The organism is Rhodopseudomonas pentothenatexigens (assembly GCF_900218015.1).
Lineage (GTDB): Bacteria > Pseudomonadota > Alphaproteobacteria > Rhizobiales > Xanthobacteraceae > Rhodopseudomonas > Rhodopseudomonas pentothenatexigens.
The window spans coordinates 65,482-77,700 of sequence record NZ_UFQQ01000003.1; the positions used below are offsets into that span (position 1 = coordinate 65,482).

9 protein-coding genes and 1 riboswitch are annotated in these 12,219 nt (G+C 65.3%); of the genes, 6 read left to right on the forward strand and 3 right to left on the reverse strand.

Annotation, left to right across the window (positions count from 1 at the left end; genetic code table 11):
* Nucleotides 1–65 precede the first annotated feature (65 nt).
* A riboswitch (ZMP/ZTP riboswitch) is annotated at nt 66–148 on the forward strand.
* Nucleotides 149–173: 25 nt separating this feature from the next.
* Nucleotides 174–1,766, forward strand: coding sequence for a bifunctional phosphoribosylaminoimidazolecarboxamide formyltransferase/IMP cyclohydrolase (purH, locus tag DWA33_RS03240; RefSeq protein WP_114356659.1), 1,593 nt, complete (start codon nt 174–176; stop codon nt 1,764–1,766).
* Between the two features lie 258 nt (nt 1,767–2,024).
* On the opposite strand, the gene DWA33_RS03245 is transcribed toward purH, so the two are convergent.
* Together DWA33_RS03245 and DWA33_RS03250 are read right to left on the reverse strand one after the other, a co-directional pair.
* The gene (locus tag DWA33_RS03245; protein ID WP_114356660.1) at nt 2,025–3,113 is read right to left on the reverse strand and encodes a 3-deoxy-7-phosphoheptulonate synthase; all 1,089 of its coding nucleotides are present in this window, start codon (nt 3,111–3,113) and stop codon (nt 2,025–2,027) included.
* 214 nt (nt 3,114–3,327) lie between these two features.
* Entirely contained in the window at nt 3,328–4,725 is a 1,398-nt protein-coding gene (locus tag DWA33_RS03250; RefSeq protein ID WP_114356661.1) for an MFS transporter, read from the reverse strand.
* Nucleotides 4,726–4,830: 105 nt separating this feature from the next.
* On the opposite strand from DWA33_RS03250, the gene ggt reads away from it, so the two are divergent.
* Both ggt and DWA33_RS03260 read left to right on the forward strand, forming a co-directional pair.
* A complete protein-coding gene (gene ggt / locus DWA33_RS03255; RefSeq protein ID WP_114356662.1) occupies nt 4,831–6,570 on the forward strand; it encodes a gamma-glutamyltransferase in 1,740 nt (579 codons plus the stop codon).
* Nucleotides 6,571–6,813: 243 nt separating this feature from the next.
* Complete coding sequence (locus tag DWA33_RS03260; protein ID WP_114356663.1) at nt 6,814–7,689, forward strand: SDR family oxidoreductase; 876 nt, start codon at nt 6,814–6,816, stop codon at nt 7,687–7,689.
* Nucleotides 7,690–7,784: 95 nt separating this feature from the next.
* Here DWA33_RS03260 and DWA33_RS03265 read toward each other — a convergent pair whose 3' ends face one another.
* On the reverse strand, nt 7,785–8,453 hold the full coding sequence (locus DWA33_RS03265; protein ID WP_114356664.1) for a glutathione S-transferase: 669 nt from the start codon (nt 8,451–8,453) through the stop codon (nt 7,785–7,787).
* Between the two features lie 215 nt (nt 8,454–8,668).
* Between DWA33_RS03265 and DWA33_RS03270 the strand changes: the two genes are divergently transcribed.
* The 3 genes from DWA33_RS03270 to ccoN all read left to right on the forward strand — a co-directional run bounded on the left by DWA33_RS03270 (nt 8,669) and on the right by ccoN (nt 12,219).
* Entirely contained in the window at nt 8,669–9,271 is a 603-nt protein-coding gene (locus DWA33_RS03270; protein WP_114356665.1) for a 2-hydroxychromene-2-carboxylate isomerase, read from the forward strand.
* Between the two features lie 49 nt (nt 9,272–9,320).
* Nucleotides 9,321–10,058 carry an SDR family oxidoreductase gene (locus DWA33_RS03275; protein WP_114356666.1) on the forward strand — a complete coding sequence of 246 codons (738 nt, stop codon included), beginning with the start codon at nt 9,321–9,323 and terminating at the stop codon, nt 10,056–10,058.
* 514 nt (nt 10,059–10,572) lie between these two features.
* Entirely contained in the window at nt 10,573–12,219 is a 1,647-nt protein-coding gene (ccoN, locus tag DWA33_RS03280) for a cytochrome-c oxidase, cbb3-type subunit I (RefSeq protein ID WP_114356667.1), read from the forward strand.

Sequence of the window (12,219 nt, forward strand, 5' to 3'; positions counted from 1 at the left end):
AGAATATGAAGCTTGCGGCGACCTTGGTCGCCGTTGTCGAGGGCGGTGAAAACTGCTACCGAACCGACGCCTTGCGCGACTGGCGACGTTAGGATGGAGCACCATCGGGAAGCGCGGGACGTATCTGCCGCGCGCCTGGGCATAGCTTTCCTTCCAACAGAAGATCGTGCCCCATGACCCAGAATCCCCGTCGCGTCACCCGTGCCCTGTTGTCCGTCTCCGATAAGACCGGACTGATCGATTTCGCCCGTGCGCTCGCCGGCCACGGCGTCGAGCTCGTCTCGACCGGCGGCACCGCCAAGGCGATCGCTGCGGCCGGCCTGCCGGTCAAGGACGTCTCCGAGCTGACCGGCTTCCCCGAGATGATGGACGGCCGGGTCAAGACCCTGCACCCCAAGGTGCATGGCGGCCTCTTGGCGATCCGCGACAATGACGAGCACAAGCAGGCGATGGCGGCGCACGGCATCCCGCAGATCGACCTGTTGGTGGTGAACCTGTATCCGTTCGAAGCCACCGTCGACAAAGGTGCGTCCTACGAGGACTGCATCGAGAACATCGACATCGGCGGCCCGGCGATGATTCGCGCCGCGGCGAAGAACCACGACGACGTCGCGGTGGTGGTCGAAGCAAACGACTATCAGGCGGTGCTCGATGAGCTCGCAGCCAACAACGGCGCGACCACGCTGAACTTGCGCAAGCGGCTCGCCGCCAAGGCCTACGCGCGCACCGCCGCCTACGATGCGGCGATCTCCAACTGGTTCGCGCTGCAGCTCAAGACCGACGCGCCGGACTTCCGCGCGATCGGTGGGCGGCTGATCCAGAGCCTGCGCTACGGCGAGAACCCGCACCAGACCGCGGCGTTCTACGCCACGCCGGAGAAGCGCCCGGGAGTCGCCACCGCACGCCAGGTGCAGGGCAAGGAGCTGTCCTACAACAACATCAACGACACCGATGCGGCCTATGAGTGTGTCGGGGAATTCGACGCGGCGCGCACCGCTGCCTGCGTCATCGTCAAGCACGCCAATCCGTGTGGCGTCGCCGAGGGCGCGAGTCTGCTCGATGCCTATCGCAAGGCGTTGGCCTGCGACTCGGTGTCGGCGTTCGGCGGCATCGTGGCGCTCAACCGCACCCTCGATGCGGAAGCCGCGCGCGCCATCACCGAGATCTTCACCGAAGTGATCATCGCGCCCGACGCCACCGAGGAAGCGATCGCGATCGTCGCGGCGAAGAAGAATCTGCGGCTGTTGCTGGCGGGCGCACTGCCCGATCCGCGCGCCAACGGCCTGACCTACAAGACCGTCGCCGGCGGCCTTTTGGTGCAGAGCCGCGACAATGCGGTGGTCGACGACATGGCGCTGAAGGTCGTCACCAAGCGGCAGCCGACCGAAGCCGAGCTGCGCGACCTGAAGTTCGCGTTCCGCGTCGGCAAGCACGTCAAGTCGAACACCATCATCTACGCCAAGGACCTCGCCACTGTCGGCATCGGCGCCGGTCAGATGAGCCGCGTCGACTCCGCCCGCATCGCCGCCCGCAAGGCGCAGGATGCGGCGGCTGAGCTGAAGCTCGCGGCGCCGATGACCAAGGGTTCGGTCGTCGCGTCGGATGCGTTCTTCCCGTTCGCCGACGGCATGCTGGCCTGCATCGAGGCCGGCGCCACCGCGGTGATCCAGCCCGGCGGCTCGGTCCGCGACGACGAAGTGATCAAGGCTGCAGACGACGCCGGCATCGCCATGGTGTTCACCGGCACCCGGCACTTCCGGCACTGAGGCGTTTGATAGCTTGAGCTCTGAAGCGTCGGCAACAAACACAGCCTCATGGTGAGGAGGCGCGAAGCGCCGTCTCGAACCATGCGCCGCTGGCAATGCGTGGCCCCATCCTTCGAGACGCCCGGCTTCGCCGGGCTCCTCAGGATGAGGACTCAGTGCACCTTGGATCGTATCGCTTCACTCAAGTCCTGCAGCGTCCTAACAACAGATGCGAAAACGGGGGCAGCGACCCGAGGTCGCTGTCCCGCATTTAGCTGATCAAGCCGCAGCACCTTCCTGCTGAGCGCTACACCGCGCAGCTCGCCGGTTTTCGACCGCAGCGGCCAGCTCGTGCAGCACTGTTTCGGTCGTCGTCCAGTCGATACAGCCGTCGGTGATGCTCTGGCCGTAGCGCAGCGGCTGACCCGGCGCGACGTCCTGCCGCCCGGCCACCAGATTGCTCTCGATCATCACCCCAATGATGCGGGATTCGCCCGCCGCCATCTGGCGCGCGATATCGGCCGTGACCTTCGGCTGGTTGTTCGGCTGCTTGCTGCTGTTGGCGTGGCTGGCATCGATCATCAGCCGCGGCGTCAGGCCGATCTTGCCGAGCACCGCTGCGGCGGCTTCGACGCTTGCGGCGTCGTAGTTCGGCGTGACGCCGCCGCGCAGGATGACGTGACAATCGCCGTTGCCGGTCGTCGCCGCGATGGCGTTTCGCCCACCCTTGGTCACCGCCATGAAATGATGCGGCTGCGCGGCGGATTTCACCGCCTCCGCCGCAATCCGGACGTTGCCGTCGGTGCCATTCTTGAAGCCGATCGGGCACGACAGGCCCGAAGCGAGTTCGCGGTGGATCTGGCTCTCGGTGGTGCGCGCGCCGATCGCGCCCCAGGCGACGAGATCCGCGATGTATTGCGGCGTGATCAGATCGAGGAATTCGGTCGCCGCTGGCAGGCCGAGATTGTTTACGGCCGACAGCACTTCACGCGCCAGCCGTAGCCCCTTGTCGATCCGGAAGCTGCCATCGAGATCGGGGTCGTTGATCAGTCCCTTCCAACCCACCGTGGTGCGCGGCTTTTCGAAATACACCCGCATCACGATCTCGAGCCGGTCGGCCAGGGTCTCGCGCAGCGCCGCCAGACGGCTGGCATAGTCCATGGCCGCGGCCGGATCGTGAATTGAACAGGGGCCGACCACGACGAGGAGCCGGTCGTCGGCCCCCGTGAGGATGGCGTGAATCGCGCTGCGGCTCGCCGCAACGGTGCGTGTCGCGGTCAGCGTGCGCGGAATCTCGCCCATCACCTCGGCAGGCGTACTCAGTTCGGTGATTTTCTGAAGGCGAAGGTCGTCTGTGGTGGTCAACACGGCAGTTTGCTCCTGTTCAGGAGACCTGCCGGCTGAAACAAAAAAGCCGCCAGGTCTGGCGGCTTGTCGGATTTAATGCAGCAATCGTCAGATCGCGCGAAATCCTCCCGCCGCCAGCGAGCTGCTAAAGTAAAAGTACCAATACGAGGCGGTCAGGTGGATCATGCCCGCTCATATAGACCAGGTCGGCGTGTTTGTCCACGCACCGGCGCGATCAGTCCGCCGAGCCCCGAACCTGGGTCAGCAGCGCCAATCCGGCGACGAAGAACAGCACCAGCACGGCCATGCCGGCCTTCTGGCTGCTGGCCAACGCCGTGACGGTCGCGATCAGCAGCGGGCCGATGAACGACGTCACTTTGCCGGTAAGGGCGAACAGGCCGAAATACTGGGCGATCCGGTCCCGTGGGGCGATCCTGATCAGCAGCGTGCGCGATGCGGCCTGCAGCGGTCCGCCGGCGATGCCGATCAGGCAGCCGAGCAGCAGATAAGCGCGCTCCGCCGGTGACGCGAACAATGCGCCTCCCGGTTGCGGCGGAGTCACTTCGATCAACAGAACATGGCTGGGATCGATCAGCAGGATGCCGGCGATTGCGACCAGCAGGAGGAGCAGCGAGCCGGCAATCACCCGTTTGGAACCGAACGCATCGTCGAGGCGGCCTCCGACGAACGCGCCGATGGTGGCTGCGATCGCCAGGATGATGCCGAAGGTGCCGATCTGGATCGTGCTCCAGCCGAAGGTGCCGGTGGCGTAGATGCCGCCGAACGCGAACAGCGACACCAGCCCGTCGGTGTAGATCATGTTGGCGAGCAGGAAGATTGCCAGCGAACGACGACGCGGCAGATCGCGCAGCGTCTCGCGGAGCTCGCGCAATCCTTCGCGGATCGCGGCCCGCGGCGCCAGCTTGGCCGGGAAGTCCGGCGTCAGCAGAAACATCGGCAGCACGAACACCACGAACCACACCGCTGTGAGTGGGCCGCTGATCCGATCGCCTTCGTGCTGCGCCGGATCGAGTCCGAACCACGGTGCGATGCCGAGCAGCGTCTTGCCGGTGTCCGGGCTGGCGGCGAGGAAGCCGAGCACCAGGACGAGCGACAGGATGCCGCCGACATAGCCGGTCGCCCAGCCGGTGCCGGACAGTCGGCCGATCTTCTCCGGCGGCACCAGATTGGGCATCATCGCGTTGTTGAACACGGTGGCGAATTCGACCCCGATGGTGGCGATGGCGTAGGCGATCAGCAGCGGCAGAATCGTATGTGGTTCGCCCGGTTTGCCGAACCACATCAGCATCGATCCGATCACCAGCATGGCGCCGAACAGCGCGATCCAGGGCTTGCGACGGCCGCTGGCATCTGCAATCGCGCCCAGCACCGGCGACGCCAAGGCGATGACGAATCCGCTCGCCGCGGTGGCGAAGCCCCACATCGATTGGCCGGTTGCCGGATCGGGCGCCACGTAGGTGGCAAAATAGGGCGCGAAAATGAAGGTGGTGATCAGCGTGAAGTAAGGCTGCGCCGCCCAGTCGAACAGGATCCAGCCGACGACGGCGCCCTGCGACGGATAGCGGATCGGTTCACGAGTTTGCGCGATGCCTTCCGCAAGCGACGACGACATCTTGTTCCTTCCGCGGGCCGGACCGCGTTTTGCCTCGCGGCTTCGATTGCCTATAGGATTCGTCCGGCGCGTGGCAGCCTGCGCCGCAGAAATCGGAGCCGTTCGATGATCAGACTGCGCATCCCGCATCGCATTTTGATGACGCTGGCCGTGCTGGTGCTGGTGCTGGTGGTGAGTCCGCTTCCCGCGCCGGCCCAGGACATGCGGGGCGGCACGGCGCGCGAGCCGACCCAAGCCGTGGTCGCCAAACACGGCATGGTAGTGGCGCAGGAGCGGCTGGCCGCCGAAATCGGCGCGAGCTTTCTGGCCCGCGGCGGCAACGCGATCGATGCGGCGGTGGCGACCGGCTTCGCCATGGCGGTCACCTATCCGCGCGCCGGCAATCTCGGCGGCGGCGGCTTCATGGTGATCCATTCCGCGGCAAAGAATGAGGACGTGGCGATCGACTACCGCGAGACCGCGCCGCAGGCCGCCACACAGGACATGTTTTTGACCGACGGCAAACCCGACCCGGACAAATCACGCAAATCGGCGCTCGGCATCGGCGTGCCCGGCACCGTGGCCGGGTTGGCGCTGGCGCTGGACACATACGGCTCCGGCAAGTTCAAGCTGGCGGACGTGATCGCGCCGGCAATCGCGCTGGCACGGGACGGCATCGAGGTCGCCGACGACACCGCCGATACGCTGCCGGATTGGCACCGCTGGCTGTCGCGCTGGCCGTCGACACGCAAGGTGTTCGCCCGCTCCGATGGTTCGCCGCTGCAGTCGGGTGACAGGCTGGTACAGCCCGATCTGGCTGCAACGCTCGAGGCGATCGCCAAACAGGGGCCGGACGGGTTCTATCGCGGGCCGGTCGCCGAGAAGCTGTCGCGCGGCGTGCGCGACGCCGGCGGGCTGATCACGCCCGAAGACCTTGCCGGCTATCGGCCGGTGCTGCGCACGCCGCTACGCGGCAGCTATCGCGGCTACGATATCGTGGCGATGCCGCAGCCGTCGTCCGGCGGCGTGGTGCTGATCGAAAGCCTGAACATCCTGGAAGGCTACGCGATGCGCGACCTTGGGCAGGGCACGCCGCCGTCGCTGCATTTGCTAATCGAAGCGATGAAGCGCGCCTATGCGGATCGCGCCCGCTATCTCGGCGATCCGGCATTCAGCGCGGCGCCGGTGGCGAAGCTGCTGTCGAAAGACTACGCGGCTGCCCTGCGGGCCGGGGTCGATCCGGAGCGGGCCACCCCGGTCGCTGAGCCGCTGCCGCAGCCCCGCGAGGGCCAGAACACCACGCACTTCTCGGTCGCCGATGCCGCCGGTAACGCCGTCAGCAACACCTACACGCTGAACTTTTCCTACGGCGTCGGACTGGTGGCGGACGGCACCGGCGTGCTGCTCAACAACGAGCTCGACGATTTCACCGCCGCGCCCGGCGCCTCGAACGCCTATGGTCTGGTCGGATTCGCGGCCAATCTGCCGGCGCCCGGCAAACGCCCGCTGTCGTCGATGTCGCCGACGATTCTGCTCAAGGACGGCAAGCCGGTGCTGGTCACCGGTTCGCCCGGCGGCAGCCGCATCATCTCTGCGGTGCTGCAGGTGATCGTCGATGTGATCGATTACCGGATGAACGTCGCCGACGCCGTGGCGGCGCCGCGGCTGCATCATCAGTGGATGCCGGACGAGGTCCGGGTCGAAGCCGGCTTCCCCGATGCGACGCTCGATGCACTGCGCGCGATGGAGCACCGCATTGTCACCCCGCTCGGCCAGACCTCGGCGAACTCAATCTGGATCGACGGAGACGGCTTCCATGGCGCGCCGGACCCGCGAACACGGGGGGCGACGGCGGCGGGGAATTGATCGTAATGAGTAGTGCAAGGTGTCATTGCCGGGCTTGACCCGGCAATCCATCTTCGTCCGACTTTTTCTTGCGAAGAGGATGGATGCGCGGGTCAAGCCCGCGCATGACGCCAACAGGCGCAACCTCTCGCCGCAAGTTGACCCGGCGGGCGCCTGCTAGCCTTCCGATGACTTCGATTTTCAGAGAACCGGCGCTACCCTCGCGGGAGAACGATCCGGTTTGCACGAGGGAGAGGACGTCAGATGGCACCACTAAAGGGCAAGACGCTGTTCATCACCGGGGCGAGCCGGGGCATTGGGCTCGCGATCGCGCTGCGGGCGGCGCGGGACGGGGCCAATGTGGCGATCGCGGCCAAGACCACCGAGCCGCATCCGAAGCTGAAGGGCACGATCTACACCGCCGCCGAAGAGATCGTCGCGGCCGGCGGCAAGGCGCTGCCGCTGGTCTGCGATATCCGCGACGAAGCGCAGGTGATCGACGCGATCGGCAAGACGGTGGCGGAGTTCGGCGTCATCGACATCTGCGTCAACAATGCCAGCGCGATCAGCCTGACCAATTCGCAGGCGACCGAGATGAAGCGCTACGACCTGATGATGGGGATCAACACCCGCGGCACCTTCATGGTGTCCAAATACTGCATCCCACATCTGAAGAAGGCCGCCAATCCGCACATCCTGATGCTGTCGCCGCCGCTCGACATGAAGGCAAAGTGGTTCGCGGCGTCGACCGCCTACACCATGGCGAAGTTCGGCATGAGCATGGTGGCGCTCGGCCTGTCCGGCGAGCTGAAGCAAGCCGGTGTCGCCGTCAACGCGCTGTGGCCGCGCACCACAATCGCCACGGCGGCGGTCGGCAATCTGCTCGGCGGCGACGCGATGATCCGCACCAGCCGCACGCCGGAGATCATGGGCGACGCCGCCCACGCGATCCTGACGAAGCCGGCACGCGACTTCACCGGCCAGTTCTGCATCGACGACAGCGTGCTGTACGAGGCCGGCGTGCGCGACTTCGAGCCGTACCGGGTCGATCCGAGCGTGCAGCTGATGTCCGACTTCTTCGTCCCCGACGACGACGTTCCCCCGCCCGGCGTGACCGTCGCGCCGCTGCCGATGGGATAGGCTCTCCCCAAGCACAGAGCGCTCCCTCTCCCGCGAGCGGGAGAGGGAGCTGTCGTGCTTGGCGCGTCGATCGTTGTTTTCATCGAAGCTGTTACTTACGCCTTGCCGATCTCGTAAGGCCCGCCTTTTTCCAGCGCGCGGTTGTAGGCGGGGCGGGCGTGGATGCGTTCGAGCCAGGCCAGCGCCTTGGGATAGCGCTGGTCGAGACCGCCGCGTGAGGCGGCGGCTTCCAGCGGGAAACTCATCTGGATGTCGGCGGCGGTGAATTCGTCGCCGGCGAAATACGCGGCCTTGCCGAGTTCGCTCTCCCAATAATCCATATGCAGCTTGAGCTGCGGATCGACGAAGCCGGTCAGCGCGCCGGACGCCACCATCTTCACCAATGGCCGCACCAGCGCCGGCGCGCGCTTCGGCATCATCGAGAACAGCAGCTTCAGCAGCAGCGGCGGCATCGCCGATCCCTCGGCATAGTGCAGCCAGTAGGTGTAGCGCAGCCGTTCCGGAGTGTTTGGCGGCGGGATCAGCCGGCCGTCCCCGTAGGTGCCGACGATATATTCGATGATGGCGCCGGACTCGGCGATGGTGTTGCCGCTGTCGGTAATCACCGGGGACTTGCCGAGCGGATGCACGGCGCGCAGCTCCTTCGGCGCCATCATGTCCGGCTGCCGCTGATAGCGCTTGATCTCGTAAGGGGTGCCGAGCTCCTCCAGGAGCCACAGCACGCGTTGCGAGCGGGAGTTGTTGAGGTGATGGACGGTCAGCATGTCGCGAAGATCCCGGATGTCTGTCAGTGATTGAAGCGGCACCAGCCGTGAGAACGTGCTCCGCCTTAGCAGAGTTTCCGCGGCGCGGGACATCACAGTTCCGAAGATTGCGGACCTCGCCCCCGACCCGGTTGATCGGTCGCGGCAGACGCGCTACGGTCTTCGTAGAATGACGACAATCATATAAGGCGACCCCGCCGCTGCCGGAGGAGACCATGACCCAGCCCGCCCCGCAATTCCTGTTCGACTTCGGCAGCCCCAACGCCTTCCTGGCCCACGAGGCGATCCCGGCGATCGAGCGGCGGATCGGCGCCAAATTCGACTACGTGCCGGTGCTGCTCGGCGGCATCTTCAAGGCCACCAACAACAAGTCCCCGGCGGAGACGCTGGCTGGCATCAAGAACAAGCGCGAATTCCACGCGCTCGAAACCGAGCGCTTCCTGAAGCGCTACGCGGTCAAGCCGTATGTCTGGAATCCGCATTTTCCGGTCAACACGCTCAACCTGATGCGTGCCGCGGTCGCGGCGCAGCTCGAAGGCGTGTTCGAGGCGTATGTGGAGGCCGCGTTCCACCATATGTGGGTCGAGCCGAAGAAGATGGATGATCTCGAAGTCGCCGCGGCAGCGCTGTCGTCCTCCGGGCTCGACGGCAAGGCCCTGCTGACCCGTGCGCAGGAGCCGGAGGTGAAGGCGAAGCTGATCGCCAACACCGAAGACGCCGTGCAGCGCGGCGCGTTCGGCTCGCCGACCTTCTTCGTCGGCAAGGAGATGTTCTTCGGCAAGGAACAGCTTCGCGACGTCGAAGAGATGTACGGCTAGCTTCAATCGAGATCTGCGCTCGCAACGACGGGGACAACGGGAGACGCCAATGCAGCCACGCAACGCCACCGTCGCGGTGATCGGAGCCGGCGATTACATCGGGGCGGAAATCGCCAAGAAGTTTGCTGCCGAGGGCTTCACCGTGTTCGCCGGCCGGCGCAACGGGGAGAAGCTTGCGCCGCTGGTGGCGGAGATCGAGGCGGCCGGCGGCAAGATCGTCGCGCGCTCGCTCGATGCACGCAAAGAAGACGAGGTGACGGCATTCCTCAACGACGCCGACGCCCATGCGCCGCTGGAGGTGACGATCTTCAACGTCGGCGCCAACGTCAATTTCCCGATCCTGGAGACCACCGATCGGGTGTTCCGCAAGGTCTGGGAGATGGCGTGCTGGGCCGGCTTCGTGTCGGGACGGGAGTCGGCGCGGCTGATGCTGGCGCGCGGGCAGGGCAAGATCTTCTTCACTGGCGCGACCGCGTCCCTGCGCGGCGGCTCGGGCTTCGCCGCCTTCGCCTCCGCCAAATTCGGGCTGCGGGCGGTGGCGCAGTCGATGGCGCGTGAGCTGATGCCGAAGAATATCCATGTCGCGCATCTGATCATCGATTCCGGCGTCGACACCGCCTGGGTGCGCGAGCGCCGCGAGCAGATGTTCGGCAAGGACGCCCTCGCCAACCCAGATTTGCTGATGCCGCCGGCAGCCGTCGCCGGCGCCTATTGGCAGCTCTATCAGCAGCCGAAAAGCGCCTGGACCTTCGAGATGGAGATCCGTCCCTACGGCGAGAAGTGGTGAGGGGCATTTCTGCCGCCAGGTGCGCTGGCGCGGCTGCGGCCTGTTGCGTGCCGAGGAGCATGTCGAAGGCGTTCTGGGATCGACCGGTCAGGGGAGGCGAGGCGGCCAAGCCGCCGGTGATCCAGTCGCGAGTAAGGAGTGCCGCCCGGCTCGGTTCCGTGGCTGCGGTTGATCCATACTCGTCTTGAGGCCTGCGCGCTGGACTGCGGCGGAGCGTCAGCGCACCCTCGAATGGGCGAATGAAAGTCATTCGCTGAGTTTTGCCTCATTCTTTGGTCTAGGGCCGTGATCCGGCGCTCCGGCCAACCTCGTGCGCAGCCGAGGGTGACAGACGCAAGTCGTGATGGTTCTTGCAATTTCGAGGCATTTCATCGAAAAGCACGAGGTGTCGATCGCACCGCACAAAACGCCCATTGCAGTGGCGCGAATTTGGGCATTTTGATCTCGATCAAACGTGCGGTCCCGAAACCGGGGATGGTGCAGTCACCTGCCCGCCGAAGAAAAGATTGATCAGATGAATCAAGCCCTGAATTCGAAGCGGATCACCCTTGGCGAGGGTGGTCTCACGGTCGTGTTCGCATTGACCACGGTCCTGTCCATCTACGCGGCGATCTTCGCCAAGGATGCTCCCTTCGCATTTCATGCCGCGCTCGCGGCTGCGTTCAGCGCCTGGGCGGTGTTCGCGATCATCGTTCGGCACCGCAGCCGCTCGGGGCTGCCGCCGCAGGAGATCAACGGGGTTCCGAATTACAACCTCGGACCGATCAAGTTCATGTCCTTCATGGCGATGTTCTGGGGCATCGCCGGCTTCACCGCCGGCCTCTACATCGCTCTGGAACTGGCCTATCCCGGCCTCAACATCGCCCAATGGGTGAATTTCGGGCGGCTGCGGCCGCTGCACACCTCGGCGGTGATCTTCGCCTTCGGCGGCAACGTGCTGCTGGCGACCTCGTTCTACGTCGTCCAGAAGACGACGCGGGCGCGCCTCGCCGGTGACCTCGCCCCCTGGTTCGTCGCCATCGGCTACAACTTCTTCATCGTGATCGCCGGCACCGGCTATCTGCTCGGCGTCACCCAATCGAAAGAATACGCCGAGCCGGAATGGTACGCCGACCTGTGGCTGACCATCGTCTGGGTCACCTATCTGCTGGTGTTCCTGGCGACGCTGATGAAGCGCAAAGAGCCGCACATCTACGTGGCGAACTGGTTCTATCTCGCCTTCATCATCACCATCGCGGTGCTGCATCTCGGCAACAACCCGACGCTGCCGGTCAGCCTGCTCGGCTCGAAGTCCTACATCGCCTGGTCGGGCGTGCAGGACGCGATGTTCCAGTGGTGGTACGGCCACAACGCGGTCGGCTTCTTCCTGACCGCCGGCTTCCTCGGCATCATGTACTACTTCATCCCGAAGCGGGCGGAGCGGCCGGTGTATTCCTATCGGCTGTCGATCATCCACTTTTGGGCGCTGATCTTCCTGTACATCTGGGCCGGTCCGCATCATCTGCACTACACGGCTCTGCCGGATTGGACGCAGACGCTGGGCATGACGTTCTCGATCATGCTGTGGATGCCGTCCTGGGGCGGCATGATCAACGGTCTGATGACGCTGTCGGGCGCGTGGGATAAGCTCCGCACCGACCCCGTGCTGCGCATGATGGTGGTGTCGGTCGCCTTCTACGGCATGTCGACCTTCGAAGGTCCGATGATGGCCATCAAGGCGGTCAACTCGCTCAGCCACTACACCGACTGGACCATCGGACACGTCCACTCCGGCGCGCTCGGCTGGGTCGGCTTCGTGTCGTTCGGCGCGCTGTACTGCCTGGTGCCGTGGATCTGGGGCCGCAAGCAGCTCTACAGCATCCGACTGGTGAACTGGCACTTCTGGATCGCCACCCTCGGCATCGTGCTCTACATCTCGGCGATGTGGGTGTCGGGCATCCTGCAGGGCCTGATGTGGCGAGCCTACACCTCGCTCGGCTTCCTGGAATACTCGTTCATCGAGACCGTCGAAGCCATGCATCCGTTCTACGCCATCCGCGCCGCCGGCGGCGGGTTGTTCCTGATCGGCGCGCTGATCATGGCCTACAATCTCTGGATGACGGTTCGCGTCGGCGAGTCGTCCGAGGCCGAGCCTCGGGTCGCCCTGCAGCCCGCCGAGTAA